The sequence below is a fragment of the Streptosporangium sp. NPDC049078 genome (genome assembly GCF_040648855.1).
In the GTDB taxonomy this organism is placed as follows: domain Bacteria; phylum Actinomycetota; class Actinomycetes; order Streptosporangiales; family Streptosporangiaceae; genus Streptosporangium.
The window spans coordinates 374,572-393,124 of record NZ_JBEZEL010000003.1; the positions used below are offsets into that span (position 1 = coordinate 374,572).

Consider the following 18,553-nt stretch of genomic DNA (forward strand, 5'->3'; position numbering starts at 1 on the left):
GTGAAGCCGTGTCAGTGCGAGGTCGCGAAGATCTGTGAGGGGATTTAGGTGGAATGGTATGAAATATCATTCTAATTCTGGTTCGGTGCTGAAGGGAGGGGGAACGGCGGTCCGGCGTCCATCTCCGGTCCTGCGCCGACGCGTGACCGGAAAGTCGCCACCGCCTCGTCGCCGTATGACCGGAAATCTCGGGAAGGCGCCGTCGACGCGCGGCCGGAAAGGCCGCCTCGATTCGGCGGATGTGCGACGGGAAAGCCCGACCCGGCCGGATCCGCCTTTTTGGAGTCCTGTTCTTTCGCGGCAGGATCTGTCATTCGTCGAGTGGTGCCGTGAGGTTCGACCCGTGTTTCCACGGTGCCCGGTAAGGAGGGGACCCGGTCGGCTCCTGGCTCACCTGCGAGAAGAGGTCCGGTCTCGGCGGTGGGGATCGCGTGAAGACCCGCTCGTCCACCACTTCGCCGGAGGCGACCTCTGTCCGGTGGAGGGGGCGACACGATCGGTGCCCGGAGCGTTCGGTGGAAGGCCTCGTCGGCCGGGCTCGAACCGGCGTCCACCCGGTCCCAGAGCCGGGCGCTCTACCACTGAGCTACCACGAGGCGCATCCATCGTGTACGGCACCGCCGGCCGGGCTCGAACCGGCGTCCACCCGGATGAAGAGCCAGGCGCTCTACCACTGAGCTACAGCGGGCCGCACCCCAGTGTGCCCGCTGCCACCCGGCGGACGCCACCGAAATACCGGCATACCGGCATATCGGTGGCGCCGACGGGCTCGCACCGGCGCTCACCCGATCCGAAGCCCGGTGGCGCCGGCGCTGACCCTCGGCGGGGTGGCCGGCCTATTTCTCCGGGAGGTCCGCGGCGGGCAGATCACCGACCACGACTCCGGAGGCCAGCCCGTGGCGGGCGTCGGCGGCCAGTTCAGGCTTCACGCCCTTGCCGCTGAACACCCCGGCACGCCGCAGCAGGGCCGCCCACACCGGATCTGCGACGGTCACCCCGTGCACCAGTTCGGGCGTCGGCCGAAACACCGCGACGCCACGTCGAGCCGCGGGCGCGGTCCACCCCGTCCGCTCCGGGTCCAGCCCGGCCGTACGGCAGGCCGCCTCCACGGTGACCCGCGGGCAGGCCGCGGTGCCGTCCAGCACCTCCCAGGGCAGCGGCAGCGCCGCCCACACCGCGGTGTCGGGATCGACGTCGCCGCCGGTCTCGCGATGCCAGGCGGCCAGATCGGCGGCCATCAGGCGCATCACCTTGCCCGGACAGGCCACTTCCAGCAGTTCCAACGCGTCCAGCGACGTCAGGCAGGCCAACCAGCCGGCCCGGGCCGCGTTGTAGGCGACCGCCAGATTGTTCCACGTGGTGGAGTCGTGCCCGCGCCGTACGATCATCGTGGTGCGGTCGGTGCCGGGGTTCCAGCGGGCGCGTAGCACGTCGGCGCTGTGTCGCATGACGGCCGACCACTGGCCCAGCAGCCGTCCGCGCTCCTCGTCGGTCAGGCGTCCAAGGATGTCGGGAGTCGTGCGTACCTGGGCGATCATCCACCAGTCGTTCCGGTCCGCGCACCGGTCGAGCAGCATCGACGCGATCTCGTCGAACGGGTTGTCCCGCCCGGACAGGCTGAACTTCCGGCGCGTTTTGCGGCGCGCGGTGTAGTACGCCACGAAGCACGCGGCGTCGGCGTCGGAGACGAACCGCTCCAGTGGGATGTCCGCGCCGAATCCCGTGACGCCCACCATGAGCAGACGCCGCTTGGCCTGCTCGGTACCCAGCGTGCCCGCCTTGGCGGCGACCCGGCGCAGGACCCTGAACCGGCGGTTGTACTGCCGCTTGGACAGGTCCATGCCCGCGGCCTCCCGGGCGTCCCGGTTGAGCCGGTCGGCCAGGAAGTCACCGCGGTCCGGCGTCCACCGGATCTCGCGTCCCATGTTCGCCGCGAACTCCAGCAGCGACTCGGGAACGTCGGGGTCGACCTCCACCGACCGCTCGAACAGACGGCTCGCCGCCGCGACCTGCCGGGCACCGCCCACCGGCCTCGCGTAATCGGTGGACATCGAGGAGAACCGGTCCGCGCGACGGGAGGAGTACCTGGCCGCGCGCTCCAACACCGTACGCTCGCGCCGCGACAGTTGCCCGTCCAGTGCTCGCAGCACCAGATCGGCGACGTCCTCGGGCCGGTACCGCCGATCCAGCGAGTCGTGCAACTCGGCGAGGATCTCCTGACGGGATCGGCTTCTGTCCTTGTCGTCGTGGAACGTCATGGAAGTCATGATCCCGGCTGGTCCGCCTCGGCTTCGACTGGTTTATCCGATCGCGGCCATCTGGCCCCGACCGGCGCGGGCGAGCCTCACCGAACGGGATCCCGACTGTCCGGCTCCGCCACGCGCGGGGGTACGGCACCCAGCGATCTACGCGATACAGCTACTTCTTATGAAAAATGGGGATTTAGGGTACGCAATACATCGCGGTGATCACCGCGATGTTCGTCGTCACGATTGGTCTGGGTGCTCCGTTTATGACCGTTGATCCGGCATACGAGGTTCTGGTCTTCTCCAAGACGGCCGGGTTCCGGCACGACTCCATCCCGGCGGGCATCGCCGCGCTGGGCGAGCTCGCGACCGAGAACGGCTTCACCGTCGACGCCACCGAGGACGCCGGTGTCTTCACCGCCGAGAACCTCGCCCGATACCGGGCGGTCGTCTTCCTGATGACCACCGGCGACGTGCTCGACGCCGCGCAGAAGACGGCGTTCGAGTCGTACGTCGCGGACGGTGGCGGATACGTGGGCGTCCACTCCGCCGCCGACACCGAGTACGACTGGCCCTTCTACGGCGGCCTCGTCGGCGCCTACTTCTCCTCCCACCCCGAGATCCAGCAGGTGACCGTGCGGGTGGAGGACGGCGCGCACCCCTCGACGGCTCACCTGCCGACGACCTGGGTGCGCACCGACGAGCTGTACAACTACCGCACCAACCCGCGCTCCACCGTCCACGTGCTCGCCACGCTGGACGAGTCGACCTACTCCGGCGGGTCGATGGGAGACGACCACCCGATCGCCTGGTACCGGACGTACGAGGGCGGCCGGTCCTGGTACACCGGCCTCGGCCACACCATCGAGTCCTACGGTGAGCCGAACTTCCGCGCCCACCTGTACGGCGGGCTTCGCTACGCGGCCGGGGTCGCCACGGGTGACTTCGGGAGCTGACGGTTTCGCGGTTCCCCGCCAGGAGGGTCCCGGCCGGGTTCGCCCGGCCGGGACCCTCGCCGTCTTCATGGACCGTCTCCGGAGACGGTCCATGAAGACGGCTTCGGGAGCGTCTTCGAGGACTCGTACGCCGCGCGTCCCTCGTGATTCCGGAGGCCCCGGGCACGTCCTGACCAGATCAGGTCAGCGCGGAATCATGGCGATGGTTGACGTTGACTCAGGTCCGACTATCCCCCAGATTTCGTGCATTCCTATCTTTCGGGGGATGTACGGAGGTCGCAATGAAACGTGCGAGATCGGTCGTTCTCGCAATCGCGGTCCTGCTCCTGGGCCTGATGGTGAGCACGCCCGCGGCGGCGGTACCCGATCCATCCGCCGACGGCGACGACGGAGTGAGCGTCTACGTCGGCGAGCTCACCCCGCAGCAGATGGACGAGCTGCTGAAGTCGGGTGTCGAGCGTGAGGAACTGCGGATCACCAAATCCGCGAACGGTGAGAAGGTCAGCGTCGAGGCGATCCTCGGCGCGGCCCAGGCGGAGCAGCTCGGCAAGGCGGGCCTCGACCTCAAGGTCCAGCGGCCCGCTGCGGCGAGCAGGCAGGCGGCGAAGGGGGACGGCGTCTTCAAGCCGTACAGCGGCGCCGGCGGCATCCGCGAGCAGATCGTCAACGCGGCGAACGCCAAGCCGAACATCGCCAAGGTCGTCGACCTCGGCACCACGGTCAAGGGGCAGCCGCTCACCGCGATCAAGGTGACGAAGAACGCGCGGCAGCTCAAGGACGGGGCGCGCAAGGCCGTGCTCTACATGTCCGCCCAGCACGCCCGTGAGTGGATCACCCCGGAGATGAACCGCAGGCTCCTGCTCCACTACCTGAACGGCTACGGCACCAACCCCGAGATCACCCAGCTCGTCGACAACGTCGAGCTCTGGTTCATCCCCGTCTCCAACCCCGACGGCTACGACCACACCTTCACCGCGGGCAACCGCCTCTGGCGCAAGAACCTCCGCGACAACAACAACGACGGCCAGATCACCAGCGCCGACGGCGTCGACCTGAACCGTAACTTCGCCTACAAGTGGGGCTACGACAACGAGGGCTCCTCCGACAACCCGGCGAGCCAGACCTACCGGGGCCCGAGCGCGCAGTCGGAACCCGAGACCAAGGCCGTCGACAACCTCGCCAAGCGGGTCGACTTCACCTACATCCTCAACTACCACTCGGCCGCCCAGCTGCTGCTGTACGGCGTCGGCTGGCAGCAGGCGACCCCCTCTCCCGACGACCTCATCTTCGAGGCGCTGCTCGGTGACGACGCGACCCCGGCCGTACCCGGCTACGACCCCGACATCGGCGCCGAGCTCTACACGACCAACGGCGAGACCGACGGTCACATGACCAACAAGCACGACGCGCTCACGATCACACCGGAGATGAGCACCTGCGAGGTCGCGGTCGAGAGCGTCCCCGACGACGAGTGGACGCTCGCCGACTGCGCGGGCGGCTCGGGCTTCACCTTCCCCGACAGCGAGGCCCTGATCCAGGCGGAGTTCGCCAAGAACGTCCCGCTCGCGGTCAATCTCGCCAAGTCCGTGAAGACCCCCGACGCGCCGGTCTCCCCGGTGGGCCGCACGGTCCCCGACTTCCGGCCCGACAGCTTCACCGTCTCCTACGGTGACCCGCAGCCGGTGGCCGTCACCATGCGAAAGTCCCTGCTCACCAAGCAGCTGCGCTTCCGTATCAACGGTGGCCCCGTGCGCCAGCGCGGCCTCAGCGAGTGGAAGGGCGGCGAGCGGTACGGCGACGAGAACAACCTGTACTTCGCCGAGTACCGCTCCAAGGTGGAGGGCGCGAAACCGGGAGACAAGGTCGAGGTCTGGTTCACCGGCCACAAGCCCGGCGTCGGGACCGTGGAGAGCGAGCACTTCACGTACAAGCTGGAGAAGAAGTCCAAGGCCAAGGTCCTCATCGTGGCGAACGAGGACTACACCGGATTCAACCCCGACTACCCGGCCTCGGTGACCGCGCCGAAGTACGCGGCGCAGTACAGGCAGGCGCTGCAGACCGCCGGATACGCCTCGGAGACGTGGGACGTCGACGCCCAGGGCGTGCCGCACCACCTCGGGGTGCTCGGCCACTTCAAGGCGGTGGCCTGGTACCTCGGTGACGACCGGCTCGCGATGGACGCCCAGGACGTGGAGACCGAGACCCCGTTCGGCCCGCTTCCCGACATGGACGTCAAGCGCGAGCAGCAGGATCTGACCGTCTCCGTCCGCGACTACCTCAACGAGGGAGGAAAGCTGCTCTACACCGGGGAGACCGCGGGATACTTCGGCTTCTTCGGCACCAGCCTCGGCGGCATCTACTACGGCCTGGACGGCGCGCCGGACTCCGACTGCGTCATCACCACCCAGGCCGGCTTCTTCGAGGAGTGCCTCATCCTCGCCGACGACTTCGCCCAGTACTACCTCGGTGTCTACGGCCGCAACCCGCGCGTCGGGCCGACCGGGTTCACCGGCATCGGTCCCGGACTGAACGGCGCGAGCGGCACCTTCGGCGGCCCGGCGCTCGCCGACAACCCGCTGGACGAGGCGGGCAACCTGCAGGTGACCAGCAACACGCTGCCGCCCGCGAAGTTCCCCCAGTTCAAGAGCTGGGCCTCGGGCGACTACATCGGCGCGACCGGCCCGTTCGACCCGGTCGAGGGCGACTGGTACGTGGCGGGCCCGCACACCGACGACGCGTACAAGAGGCTGACGCGCACGATCGACCTCGCGGCCGTCCCCGCCGCGCAGCAGCCCAAGCTGCAGTTCCAGCTCTCGTACGACACCGAGGAGGGCTACGACAACGTCATCGTCGAGGCGCACACGGTCGGCCAGGACGACTGGACCACCCTGCCCGACCTCAACGGCCGAACCAGCGCCGACGTCCCGGCCCAGTGCGAGGTCGGCTTCCTGCTGGACGAGCACCCGTGGCTGCTGCGCTACCTCACCCCGGGCGACCCCTGCACGCCGACCGGGACGAGTGGTTCCTGGAACGCCTTCACCGGTAGCTCCGGCGGCTGGCAGCCGGTCGCCTTCGACCTGTCCGCGTACGCGGGCAAGAAGGTCGAGGTGTCGGTCAGCTACGTGACCGACCCCGCCACCGGCGGCGCCGGCGCGTTCGTGGACGACACCAAGGTCACCACCAGCGGTGGCCAGCTCGCCGCCGAGGGCTTCGAGTCCGGCCTCGGCGCCTGGGCGATCCCCGGACCGCCCCCGGGCAGCCCGACGGGCGCCGGTGACTTCGCCAGGGCGCAGGCCGACAAGACGGCGGCCGTCTCGACGAAGGACACCGTCTTCCTCGGCTTCGGCCTGGAGCAGGTGGCCTCCCCGGCCGAGCGCGCCGCGACCATCAAGAAGATCATGAAGCACCTGATCGGCTAACCGGCTCCCGCCGGCGACGGGTATCCCCGCTTGACGGGTGCCCCCGTCACCCGGCCCCGACCGCGAGGCCGGGCGTCACTCCGTTGGCGCCCGGCCTCCGCGCTTGAGTCACCGGACCCACAGTGGTCACAGATGCCGGAAGGGAATCCGCCGAGCCCGGCGTTGCCGGCCGATGGAAGAAGACCGGCCACGCTGACGTCGTCCGCACAGCCGCGTCCACGGCGGTCCAGCTGACCATGTGAAAGCGGCCTACCTGCCGTGTGGTGACCCGGTCGAGGCCGGTGACCTGTCCGTGTTCCAGGTTCTAGGCCGGGGACAGCGCGGCGCGTACCAGTGAATCGTAGGTGTCGGTCGTGCGCTCCAAGGCGACGCCGAGAGACCGCGCGAAGCCATCGAGCTCCTCCTGAACGGCGAGGGTTCCGGCCGTTTCCGGTCGATGAGACGCACACTCTGTGAGGAAACTCAACGCTTTTCGACCAGGATCGAAAAGGCTTTACAGTCTGGAGTTTGACAATGTAGTTTCGTCATCAAGTTCGAATGAAAGTCGCGCTCGTCTCAATGCATCTGGAGTTCGTCCGATGGCTTTGGTTGGTCCAAGCGCCGACCGCGTGAGCATGACACGCGCACCTTCCTCGTCTCGACCGTGCCGCCATGCCCCGGCGCCGCCCGCCGCGCCGACCGTCCGTTCCTGGTCAGGGCGGGCAACCGTCTCGCCCGGTGGTGTCTCGGAGGCTCGCCGCGCCGGCCGGTCCGCGTCGTCGGAAGGCGCGCGCTCGAACCGACTTTCCGCGTGACCGACGCCCAGGCGTCACATCCTCGGCCAACGCACCCGCTTCCACCTGGGAAAACGACGCTGCGAAGGGGAAGCGTCGGCAGAAGGCGTGGCGTTCTCACCGGTGCTCCCGGACGCCGTGGGCGGTGCAGGTCACCGCCGCCGACATCCATGAAGGCTCGTCGGCACCCGCGCTCCGATCGCGAGTGGCGAGGCCGACGGCTCTCACCACATCCCCTCACCGTGGCACCGTCGCCGAACACGGCATCGACACCGTTCACCGCGCCCGTGCCGCCTGAGGGTTCACCGCTCCGCATCGGTGCCGGATCGCCGAACGGAGCCTCAGCGGACTGATTTCCACCGTCTCATGCCCCGCAGCTACGAGACCGTGACGGTCCGCCGCGAATCATGCGCTTCATCGATTTCGTGATTCGCCGACTCGGCATGAACTCACCTCGACCTCGCGAGGAATCCGAAAGAGGTATTCGAGTGTTACGAAGGATTGTCACGATTATCGTCTCGGCGCTCTTTACCGTGGTGCCGATGGCGGTCGTGTCGCCGGTCGCACCGGCCGTGGCGCAATCCCAGGACAGGGTCATCATCTCGGGAGACTGGGACGGTGACGGTACGGACACGTACGGCATCGTGGACACCTCCACGAACCCGATGACGTGGTACCTGACGGACCGATACGACAACTTCTGGGTCGACAACCTCGTCCCCGACACCGTCTTCACCTACGGCGCCAGTGGCGCGACACCGATCGTGGGCGACTGGAACAACGACGACATCGACACCCCGGGGGTCTTCGTACGCACCGGCGGAACGCCGTCGTGGCAACTGCGCAACAGCAATTCATCGGGGTCCGCCAACGTGACCTTCGGCTACGGCGCGGCCTCGGACACCCAGCCCTTGGTCGGCGACTGGGACAAGGACGGCGACGACACCCCGGGCCTGTTCCGGCCCGGCAGTCCCAACACGTACCTGCTGCGCAACAGCAACACCGCAGGGAGCGCCGACCTGACCTTCACCTACAGCAGCGGGGCGGGGAAGCCCATCGCGGGCGACTGGAACAACGACGGCCGCGACACCATCGGATTCATCAACACCGCCACCAGTCCCTTCACCTGGCAGCTGCGCAACACCAACAACGCCGGGTCGGCCAATGTGACGTTCACCTACGGCAGCGGCAGCGCGTCGTCGGTGTTCTTCGCCACGGGCGACTGGGACGGCAACGGCTCCGACACCCCCGCGGTCGCGCTGCCCCTGACCAACGGCCCCTTCCAGTGGCATCTGCGTAACAGCAACACCAGCGGCGTCGCCACCAGCGGCGTGCGCTTCAACCCCGTCACGCCACTGAAGCTGATGCACTTCAACCTGTCCGGCGGCATCCTGAACAACGGCACCTACCCGATCATCGGGCGGATCGTGCGGGAGGTGCAGGCGCGCCGCCCCGACGTGATCTCGCTCAACGAGATCTGTGACCGTCAGTACGCGCACCTGGTGGACCAGTTGGCGGCGGCCGGATACGCGATGCAGGGATACTTCCAGGAGTCCCGCACGTTCGTCCCCGACTGCATCGTCTTCCCCGACACCCGCAACGAGGCCGGGAACGCCATCCTGGTACGCGCCGAAGTGACCCAGCAGAAGGGATACATGTTCACCAGCGACCACAAGCTGGAGGAGCGCGACCAGCCCGTGATCACGGAGGAACGCAGCGTCGCCTGCGTCGTGGCCAACTTCCCGCCGGCCAATCAGCCGGTGAAGGCCTGCTCGACACACTTGGCCGACGGCGACGCCTCCGGAGCACAGGCCGAGACCCGGGAGCTGACCCGCGTGTTCGGTCCCGAGGCGAACTCCAGGCCGTTCATCCTGATGGGCGACCTCAACCTCACCCCGGACGACGCCGCGATCGGCACGCTCTACTACCCGGCCGGGAGTGGAAACTTCTGGGAGACCGACACCTACTGGAGCAGTTGCGTCGGCGAGGACGGGATGTGCGAACCGGTCAGGGGCGGCCGGCCCACACGGGTCGGCGGCAACCGCAAGATCGACTACACCTTCCTCAGCCGTGACCACTTCAGCGTGCCCATTGCCGGCGTCGACATCGTCGACGCCGGTAACTGCGACACCCACCCCTGCTCCGACCACCTGATCATCCACAGTTCCGTCGACCTGTACCTCCCGAGGAAGGCGCCCTGACCGAGCGCAGGTAGTTCTCGCCTGTACGACGAGCACCAGGACGGTGTCACCGGCTTGTGGAGCGGGGCCACGTGAGCAGGCATCCCGTCTCCTCCGAACGGGTGGCTTCGGTTGCGTCGGGATCGCCGAACAGGAGGGCGGACATGAGACACCTGATCGGATAGCCAGGCCGTCCCGCCGGTAACCCGACCGCGAGGCCGGGCGTCACCCCCGTGACGCCCGGCCTCCGCGTGTCCGGGATTTCTCCGATGACCCGAGGGCTGTTCACCTATTGCTTGGACAGGGGCCCGCTGCTGCTTCAGTACGAGGCCGCCGGCGCCGCCCCGACAGCGGAGTACGAGGGCGTCACGGCCTTCGTCTAGCGCGGTGACCAGGACCGGACCCGCCCGTCGCGGGTGCGCGTCCCCCCTCCGCCGGCGGCACCGTGGCGGGACCGAACATGATGTCCCACTCGGGGCTGCGGTCGAAGTGTTCGCCGATGAGTCGTATGGTGCGCCGCTGGGCGGGATTCATGTTCTCCGTTATGAGTGCTGTCAGTGCGTCGCTGTTCGTTCGCTCCCCGGCTCTGTCGGGGAAGGCCGGGAGCGCGTTGCCGTGGGTGGCGAGGAACACGCGGATCGCGGCGACCGCACGGTCGACGAGTAGGGCGATCTCGTGTTCCGAGGCGTCGGCGGGTAGCTCCTGGATCGCGGTGTTGACGTGGAGGAGGTCCTCGGGTGCGTCTTTCAGGGCCTTGACGAAGGTGAGCGTGTCCTCCTTCGTTATCAGGTGGGTGAGAAAGAGGGCGACGTTGCGTGAGGCGGGATCGTTGCCGAGTGCCTCCATCGCGAGGAGTGCCTCGGGAGACAGGTCAGGTGACACCCCGAGACCGATCAGCTCGTCGACCTCGGATCGAATGCGTTCGAGGTCGGCGATTCTGGTGTCGAGTTCCATGCGTAGTCCGCGCAGGGATTTCTGACCGTGCTCTTCGGAATCGAGCATCCGGGCGACGTCGTCGAGGAGGAAACCGAGGCCGGCGAGGCGGTTGATGCGCAGCGCGAGTACGAGGTGCCGGGCGGTGTACTGCTTGTAGCCGTTCGTGAGCCGTTCGGGTTCGGGCAGGAGCCCGATGTCGTGCCAGTGACGGATCGAGCGCAGCGTGACGCCGGCGAGGTCCGCGAGTTGCCTGGTGCTCCACGCCACGATCACCCCTCCTTCGCTTCCACCGCCACACCTATTGTGTCCAACGACCGGAACGCGGGGACGCACAGCGCGACCACGACGGTCACCACGATCACGACCGCGATCCCGATGCCCGCCGTCGCGAGCCCGAACCCGGAGGCGAACGCGGCGATGGGAGCCGAGGTGAGGGCAGGTGCCGCGAGCATGAGAGCGTTCTGCGCACCGAGGACACGTCCGCGCATCTCATCCGGAGTCGCCTCGATGGTCGCCACCCCCAGCACCGCGGACATGGGGCCGTTGGTCAGGCCGATGAACACGGCCGCGGCCAGCACCGTCCAGGGCGCCGCCATCATGCCGATCACGGTGAATCCGATGCCTGTGCCGACCATCCCGATCACGAACCAGGCGCGGCGCGACACCTTTCCCACGGTCGCCGCGTACACGCCCGCGCTGAGAAGACCACCGACCGCGATCCCGGTCGCCGCGAACCCGCTGAACTCCGGCAGGTTCTCGCTCGTGAAGTAGGCGGGCATGATCGTCGCCTGCAACGCCACGATCACCGCGACGAACACGGCCGACAGCAGGCTCGCGCCCAGCACCAGTCGGTGCCCGAGCAGGAACCGCCACCCGGTCGCCAGGTCGGTGAACACCCCGCGAACTCCCGTCCCCGCGGTGCGGACATCGGTCAGCGGGATCTCTCCCACTCGGGACGACATCGCGAACGACAGCAACGCCGCGGCAAGGCTCATTCCGGCGGTGATGAACAACGCGGCGGCACTCACACCGAACAGCCACACCAGCAGCCCGCCCAGGCCGGGCCCGATCAGCATCAGCGCGCCCGCCAGCGACTCGCGGACACCTACCAGCCGGTCCAGCGCACCCGGCTCACCGCCGTCGAGGTGGACGAGGCGGGGAAGCAGCGTCTCCCGCGCCGTCATCCCCGGCATGTCCCCGAACGCGCCGATCACGCCCAGCACGATGAACCACGTCAGGTTCAACCCCCACAACGCGTCCACGACCGGGACCGCGGCGACCGACGCGGCGGACAACACGTCACTGACGATCGATACCGTCCGCCGGTTCACCCGGTCGACGACCACCCCGGTGAGCATTCCCACGACCGCGGCGACCGCGGCGGTCACCGACGCCAGGACGCCGGCGGCGAGGATGTCACCGGTCTTCGCGAGCACCAGCAACGGGAACAGGACGGACGCGACCCCGTTCCCCAGCAGGGAGAGACTGTACGACCCCAGATAAACCCAGGTGCTTCGACTCATGGACGCATCACAAACCATGCCGCTACGGCACAGTCAAGCCGGCGGCCGAAGGCGCCCGGTGAACGCGAGTGAAGCCGTCCCGGCCGGCGCCCTCGTTCCCGCACTCACACCTGCCGGAAACACCGTCGCCGGTTTCCGCGCGGGGACGGTGACCTCTCCGCACTCGGAGCGGGTGAGTTGACCTCGACCATGCTTGAGGTTACAGGCTGGGTGACGCACACGAGCGACGTACGCGAGCGAAGGCGTACGCGAGCGAAGGGGAGTCCCATGAAGGCAGCCGCGTTTTTCGAGTTCGGCGGTCCCGAGGTGTTGCGGGCGGCGGAGCTTCCGACGCCCGAGGCGGGCGAGGGGCAGGTGCGGGTGCGCGTGCGGGCCGCGGGCGTGCAGCCGTTCGACCTCGCCATCCGGGAGGGATGGACCCCGCAGGGGGTGAGCGGTGAGCTGCCCCGGGTGCCGGGCAACGAGTTCGCCGGGGTGGTCGACCAGGTGGGCGAAGGGGTGAACGGCATCTCCGTGGGCGCCGAGGTCCTGGGCTTCAACCTGCTGAACTGCTACGCCGAGTACGTGGTCGTACCGGCGGAGAACGTCACGCCCAAGCCCGCGAACATGCCCTGGGAGGTGGCGGGCGGTTTCACCGCGGGGACCCAGACCGCCCACATCGCGCTGCGGCAGCTCGGGGTGGGGGAGGGGGACACGGTCCTGGTCCACGCCGCCGCGGGCGGGGTCGGTACCGCGGCGGTCCAGCTCGCCCGGCTCTGGGGAGCGGCCACGGTGATCGGCACGGCCCGCGAGGAGAACCACGACTACCTGCGCGCTCTCGGCGCGACCCCGGTCACGTACGGGGAGGGACTGCTGGAGCGGGTGCGCGCCCTCGCCCCCGGCGGGGTGGACCTGGTCGTGGACGGCGCGGGCGGCGAGGCGCTGGACGTCTCCCTGGAGCTGGTGAAGGGGGAGCGCATCGTCACGCTCGTCGAGCACGGCAGGGCCGCGGAGCTGGGGGTGCAGGTGACCCAGGGGGTGCGGCAGGCGTCTCGCCTCGCCGAGCTCGCCGCCCTGTACGCCAAGGGCGACCTCGTCTTCCCCGTGCGCGGGACCTATCCGCTGGAGCGGGCCGCGGACGCCCACCGTGAGGTCGCCGGCAGGCACGGACAGGGCAAGGTCGTGCTGGTCACGGACTGATATATGCGTATCGCTGGCGTTGTGACCGGAATTCTTAGTAAGGTTTCTTGTTAATAACGTGCTATCCGTCGGCTCGTTGGACAGTCCTGCCTCCCATTTCTCTCTCCAGGAGGAGTCCACGTGCATCTGCGACACAAGGTGGCCACCGGTGCCGCCGCCGCGATCAGCGTAGGGTCCGTGCTCGCTCTGCTGCCGTCCACCGCGGCGGTCGCCCACGGCTCCATGTCGAACCCGCCCAGCCGGGCGTACGTCTGCAAGACGGAAGGCCCGGAGACCCCCAAGTCGGCGGCGTGCAAGGCGGCCGTCGCGGCCGGGGGCACCCAGGCTTTCTACGACTGGCACGAGGTGTCCCGGCTCGAAGCCGGTGGCAACCACCGCCAGATCATCCCCGACGGCGAGCTGTGCGGCGCCGGGCGTGACAAGTATCGCGGGCTCAACCTCGCCAGGGCCGACTGGCCCGCCACCTCGGTCTCCCCGGGGCCGCTCACGGTCACCTACCATGCGACCGCGCCGCACGCGAACAGCAACTTCGAGTTCTACATCACCAAGCAGAGCTGGAGCCCCACCCAGCCGCTGCGCTGGTCGGATCTGGAGCACATCAGGACCTTCAACAACCAGAACCCCACCGAGTTCACCAACTGGACGATCAACCTCCCGCAGCGGAGCGGCCGCCAGCTCATCTTCTCGATCTGGCAGCGTGTCGTGGGCAGCACCGAGGCCTTCTACACCTGTTCCGACGTGAACTTCGGCGGCAGCAACCCCACCCCCACATCGACTCCGACCCCGACGCCGACCCCCACGCGGCCGACCCCGACTCCGACGCCCACCCCGACGAGCCAGCCGGGCGGCACCTGGAAGGCGGGCACCGCCTACGCGGTGGGCGCGACGGTGACCTACGGCGGCGCGACCTACCAGTGCCTGCAGGCACACACCGCGCTGGCCGGTTGGGAGCCGCCGAACGTCCCCGCCCTGTGGCGACGACTCTGATCCGGTGAGATCCGGCCGGGGCGGTGATCACCGCCCCGCCCGGACCCGTCGTTCCTTCCGGGAACCCTCCCGAGAACCGAGGAGTTCGTCTTGAAGCGTGCGGTCACAGTGATCCCGGCGATCCCGGCGATCCCGGCGGCCTTGGCAGTTCCGGCGGTCTCGGCGGTGGTCCTGGGGGTCCTCCTGCTCTCCGGTTGCGGCGCCGACAGCATCCAGGAGCTCCGGGGAGGCCCCGCCGGTCACGGGGCACACGGCGCCGTCGGCGCTCCCGCCCGGCCGACATCCGCCCAGGGGACGCACGGCGACCCGGAACACGGCTCGGAAGGCGGGTCCCAGGGTTCCGGAGAGGACTCGGCCCAGGGGGCTGATCACTCGGCGCGGGGCGCCGGTGCGGGAGTGCCCACTCCCTCGCCCGCACCGCCCGTCGGGACCGCCGCCGGAGTCGCCTTCAACCCTCCCGACGTGATGTTCCTGCAGATGATGGTGCCCCACAACGCCCAGGGGGTACGGCTGGTGCGGTTGGTGCGCGAACGGCAGGTCCGTCCGGAGGTCAGGGAGCTCGCAGAGGCGATCGGCGTGACCCAGGAGAGGGAGTCGGTCTCGATGTCCGGCCTGCTGGACGCCTGGGGGCAGCCCGCGACCGCCGACGACGACGAGCACGCCGCCCACGGCGGGATGCCCGGGGTGAGCGAGGAGGAGGTGGCGGCGCTGACCGCCGCCCCGTCGGCCGAGTTCGAGCGGCGGTTCCTCGACATGTTGATCGCCCAGCAGGACGACGCCGCCCAGATGGCGAAGGTGGCGGTCGCGACCGGGCTGCACCCCGAGGTCACGAAGCTGGCCAGGCTCGTCGACGTCTCGCGTACGGCGCAGATCGCGCGGATGCTCGCCCTGCGCGGAGAGTAAAGATCTGAGCGGACCAGTAGGGATTTGTCCTTGCACTCCCTTTTGTGAGATATATTTCCTACTTGATGTGTAGGAATTTAAGGGGAGTCATGCGCAAGATCTTTGGGGTTGTGGCCGGACTGATCCTGGCCGGGACCCTGGCCGCGTGCGGGGGGACGTCCACCGACACGGCCCAGCCCGCCGGCACACCGAACGCCGACGCACCGCTCAAGGTCGGGGTAAACCCCGTGCCTCATGGTGAGGTGCTCAAGTACGTCAAGGACAACCTCGCCGCCAACGCCGGGCTGAATCTGGAGATCGTCGAGTTCACCGACTACGTCCAGCCCAACACCCAGCTCGACGAGGGCAACCTGGACGCGAACTACTTCCAGCACATCCCGTACCTGGAGGAGTTCTCCAAGGGCAAGGGCATCGAGCTCAGCTGGGTCGCCCCGGTGCACATCGAGCCGCTCGGCCTGTACTCCAAGAAGATCAAGAACGTCTCCGAGCTCGCTCAGGGCGCCCAGGTGGCGCTGCCCAACGACGCGAGCAACCTCGGCCGCTCGCTCAAGCTCCTGGCCGACAACGGCGTGATCACCCTCAAGGAGGGCGTGGGGGTGAAGGCGACCGAACGTGACGTCGCCGACAATCCCAAGGCACTGGAGCTCAAGCCCCTTGAGGCGGCCCAGCTGCCCCGTTCCCTGGAGGACGTGGACGCCGCGATCGTGAACGGCAACTACGCCCTGGAGGCCGGGCTGCAGCCCGCGACCGACTCCCTGATCCTGGAGAAGGGCGAGGGCAACCCGTACGCCAACGGCCTGGTCACCGTCCCGGCCAAGGTGGAGGACCCCCGGGTGAAGAAGCTCGCCGAACTCCTCACCGGCCCCGAGGTCAAGAAGTTCATCGAGGACAGGTACAAGGGCGCGGTCCTGCCCGCGGAGTAGGCCGTCCGGTGCCCGGCCTCAGGGGATCACCGTTCGCGCCCGCCCGCGGGGCGGACCGTCCGGGATCCCCACCGGGGAGTGCCGTCACCTTCCGCGCGATGCCCTCGGCCGCGCCCCCACCGTCGCGGGGGGCGCGGCCGAGTCTTTTCCCGGGCCTCCTATGCCTGTGACGACTGCCTGTGACGACGCATGGGAGGCCGACGTCCGCATTTACCACCGCCGGGTGACGTTTGAGATTCGCACGGAGGATAGAGGAGGTGAGTTGGCTCGAAGGAGGAGATCCCATGACCATCGCAGGCGGCATCGTTCTCATAATGCTCGGCGCCATTCTCACGTGGGCGGTCGAATTCGACATCGCGGGCTTCGACATCAACGTCGTCGGTGTCATCCTGATGATCGGCGGTTTCGCGTGGCTCCTGTTCGCCGTGTACCGGCTCAGCCTCGCCCGCCGGGCGGTGGCGGACACCACGGCCACCACGGTGATCGAGGACCCCGTCACCCACCGCCGCACCTACCAGGAGCGTCACTACAACGACCCCCCGGTGGTGTGAACCGCGGATCTCTCTCATAGGGGAGCCGCCCGTCAGCGGGTGTCGCCCGTCGTTCCGGATCCGTTATGGACTGGTTCGCATGGGTGGGCAGGCCGCTTCAGTGAACGCGAACGGAGGGCAGAGGACGTGAGCAGAGTCGTATCCCGCGGCGCGAGCGCCGTGAGCGGAATGCTCGGTGGCGCGATCGCCGGAGTCATCTTCAAGCAGGTCTGGAAGCTCGCGTCGGGCAAGGACGACGCCCCCCAGGCGACGTCGGACGAGTACGGCTGGGGCGAGATCCTCGTGGCGTCCGCCATCCAGGGCGCCATCTTCGGCGTGGTGAGGGCCGCGATCGACCGTTCCGCCGCCCGGAGCATCCACAGAGCCACCGGCAAGTGACTTTGTGAGGTGGCCGCCCTCACCCCTGGCGGCCGACCTCGTGCGGAGGCCCCCGATCCCGTCCGAGGGACCGGGGGCCTCCGCACGTCCGAAGCGTGTCCGGAGCGGTGTCCCGCCTGTGTCCCGAGCCGCACTCCGAGCCATGTCCGGAGCCTTGCCCGGGACGTGTTCGAAGCCGTTCGCGAAGTCACGTCCGAAGACGGACCGCAGGATCCGTCAGGCGGCTCCGGGACACGGTTGGGCGCCGTGTGCGCGTTCCACCCGCCGTACGGGGGCGGGGAGGCCACGGGAGGCCGGGAGGTGGTGGGGTGTCGGGACGGGGGAGGCCGGGACGCGGGAGGAGAGCACCTCCGCGTACACGGCGGACGTCTGGGCGGCGATCCGGTTCCAGTCGTAGTGGGACCGTGCCCGCGCGACGGCCGCGGCGCCGTAGGCCGCCAGCACGGACGGCGCGGCGAGCAGCCGGCGCAGCGCGCCGCCCAGCGCGTACGGCTCGCGCGGTGGGACCAGCAGACCGGTGACCTCGGGCACGACGGTGTCCAGGTGCCCGCCCACCGCGGACGCGACCACCGGGACACCGCAGGCCATCGCCTCCAGCGGCACGATGCCGAACGGCTCGTACCACGGCATGGTGACCACGACGTCCGCCGAACGCATCAGGGTGGGGACGTCCTGCCTGCTCACCTTGCCGAGGAACCTCACGCGGTCGGCGACGCCGCACCTGGCGGCAACGTGGGAGAGCCGCCTCGCCTCCGGGTCGTCGACATCGCCTCCGGCGACGACCAGGGTGGCGCCGGGGATGCGGGCGAGGGCGTGAATCGTCGTGTCCACGCCCTTGCGGCGTACGGGACGGCCGATGGCGAGCAGGACGGGCCCCGGCCCGAGGTCCCTCTTCGGACCGGAAGGGGTGAAGGACCGCACGTCGACGCCGCAGGGCACGATCCTCGTCCGGCGCCGGGGGATGCGCATCCGGCGCAGTTCCGCCACCTCGTCGGCGCAGGTCGCGATCACCGCGTCCACCTGGGAGGCGACCATGGCCTCGACCCTGAGACGCTCGCGCGGGCTGGAGTCGGCCGGTCCCTGGTGGCGGCGCTTGACCGTGCCGAGGGCGTGGAACGTGTGCACGATGGGGACGGCGGCGTCCCTCGCCGCGGCGAGGGCGGCGAGGCCGCTCATCCAGAAGTGGCTGTGGACCATGTCGGGGGGCGCGGCGCTCCACCGCCTGGCGAGCCACCGGCCGAAGTCCGGCATCCAGGGGAGCAGATCGTCCTTGGCCAGGGTCATCGCGGGTCCGGCCGGTACGTGGACCACGGTGACCCCGGGGGCCAGGGAGGTCTCATCGGGTTGGGAGGGGCACTCCCTGCGGGTGTAGACGGTCACCTCGTGCCCCCGGGCGGCGAGCGCGAGGGAGAGGGCGGCTACGTGGACGTTCTGGCCCCCGGCGTCGGCTCCGCCGACGGTGGCGAGGGGGCTCGCATGCTCTGACACCATCGCGATCTTCATGGACACGTCTCCACCGGGTGTACGGGGCAGGCGTGCCTGCGTCCTGGGCATGAGGTTCTACCCTGCCCTGACCGGGGGTTTTAAACGTGTTTGACC

Annotated in this window: 13 protein-coding genes and 2 tRNA genes; 9 read left to right on the forward strand and 6 right to left on the reverse strand. The window is 69.0% G+C overall.

Features of this window, described 5'->3' with window-relative positions:
• Positions 1-521 precede the first annotated feature (521 nt).
• From AB0B90_RS06715 to AB0B90_RS06725, 3 genes are all read right to left on the reverse strand, one after another.
• A tRNA-Gln gene (locus AB0B90_RS06715) sits at positions 522-598 on the reverse strand.
• A 17-nt stretch (positions 599-615) separates the two neighbouring features.
• A tRNA-Lys gene (locus AB0B90_RS06720) sits at positions 616-688 on the reverse strand.
• 148 nt (positions 689-836) lie between these two features.
• Positions 837-2,258: a hypothetical protein gene (locus AB0B90_RS06725; protein WP_362921208.1), complete on the reverse strand. Its 1,422-nt coding sequence runs from the start codon at positions 2,256-2,258 to the stop codon at positions 837-839.
• A 254-nt stretch (positions 2,259-2,512) separates the two neighbouring features.
• Between AB0B90_RS06725 and AB0B90_RS06730 the strand changes: the two genes are divergently transcribed.
• From AB0B90_RS06730 to AB0B90_RS06740, 3 genes are all read left to right on the forward strand, one after another.
• Positions 2,513-3,202: a ThuA domain-containing protein gene (locus tag AB0B90_RS06730; protein ID WP_350944895.1), complete on the forward strand. Its 690-nt coding sequence runs from the start codon at positions 2,513-2,515 to the stop codon at positions 3,200-3,202.
• A 281-nt stretch (positions 3,203-3,483) separates the two neighbouring features.
• Positions 3,484-6,621, forward strand: coding sequence for a M14 family zinc carboxypeptidase (locus AB0B90_RS06735; RefSeq protein ID WP_362921211.1), 3,138 nt, complete (start codon positions 3,484-3,486; stop codon positions 6,619-6,621).
• 1,315 nt (positions 6,622-7,936) lie between these two features.
• Positions 7,937-9,595 carry an endonuclease/exonuclease/phosphatase family protein gene (locus AB0B90_RS06740; protein WP_350944905.1) on the forward strand — a complete coding sequence of 553 codons (1,659 nt, stop codon included), beginning with the start codon at positions 7,937-7,939 and terminating at the stop codon, positions 9,593-9,595.
• Between the two features lie 345 nt (positions 9,596-9,940).
• Here AB0B90_RS06740 and AB0B90_RS06745 read toward each other — a convergent pair whose 3' ends face one another.
• Both AB0B90_RS06745 and AB0B90_RS06750 read right to left on the reverse strand, forming a co-directional pair.
• A complete protein-coding gene (locus AB0B90_RS06745; RefSeq protein WP_350944907.1) occupies positions 9,941-10,777 on the reverse strand; it encodes a MerR family transcriptional regulator in 837 nt (278 codons plus the stop codon).
• A gap of 2 nt (positions 10,778-10,779) precedes the next feature.
• Positions 10,780-12,033, reverse strand: coding sequence for an MFS transporter (locus AB0B90_RS06750; protein WP_362921214.1), 1,254 nt, complete (start codon positions 12,031-12,033; stop codon positions 10,780-10,782).
• A gap of 267 nt (positions 12,034-12,300) precedes the next feature.
• Here AB0B90_RS06750 and AB0B90_RS06755 point away from each other — a divergent pair, with 267 nt between their 5' ends.
• The 6 genes from AB0B90_RS06755 to AB0B90_RS06780 all read left to right on the forward strand — a co-directional run bounded on the left by AB0B90_RS06755 (position 12,301) and on the right by AB0B90_RS06780 (position 16,954).
• Entirely contained in the window at positions 12,301-13,212 is a 912-nt protein-coding gene (locus tag AB0B90_RS06755) for an NADP-dependent oxidoreductase (RefSeq protein ID WP_362921216.1), read from the forward strand.
• A 120-nt stretch (positions 13,213-13,332) separates the two neighbouring features.
• Positions 13,333-14,199: a lytic polysaccharide monooxygenase gene (locus AB0B90_RS06760; RefSeq protein WP_350944910.1), complete on the forward strand. Its 867-nt coding sequence runs from the start codon at positions 13,333-13,335 to the stop codon at positions 14,197-14,199.
• Positions 14,200-14,289: 90 nt separating this feature from the next.
• Positions 14,290-15,102 carry a DUF305 domain-containing protein gene (locus AB0B90_RS06765; protein ID WP_362921218.1) on the forward strand — a complete coding sequence of 271 codons (813 nt, stop codon included), beginning with the start codon at positions 14,290-14,292 and terminating at the stop codon, positions 15,100-15,102.
• Between the two features lie 89 nt (positions 15,103-15,191).
• Positions 15,192-16,025 carry a MetQ/NlpA family ABC transporter substrate-binding protein gene (locus AB0B90_RS06770; protein ID WP_350944914.1) on the forward strand — a complete coding sequence of 278 codons (834 nt, stop codon included), beginning with the start codon at positions 15,192-15,194 and terminating at the stop codon, positions 16,023-16,025.
• Between the two features lie 284 nt (positions 16,026-16,309).
• Positions 16,310-16,576 (forward strand): DUF6458 family protein, encoded by a 267-nt coding sequence (locus AB0B90_RS06775; RefSeq protein WP_362921221.1) that lies wholly within the window; start codon positions 16,310-16,312, stop codon positions 16,574-16,576.
• Between the two features lie 126 nt (positions 16,577-16,702).
• On the forward strand, positions 16,703-16,954 hold the full coding sequence (locus tag AB0B90_RS06780) for a DUF4235 domain-containing protein (protein WP_350944918.1): 252 nt from the start codon (positions 16,703-16,705) through the stop codon (positions 16,952-16,954).
• 216 nt (positions 16,955-17,170) lie between these two features.
• Here the strand turns inward: AB0B90_RS06780 and AB0B90_RS06785 are convergent, their stop codons facing one another.
• A complete protein-coding gene (locus tag AB0B90_RS06785; RefSeq protein WP_350944920.1) occupies positions 17,171-18,457 on the reverse strand; it encodes a glycosyltransferase in 1,287 nt (428 codons plus the stop codon).
• Positions 18,458-18,553 lie beyond the last annotated feature (96 nt).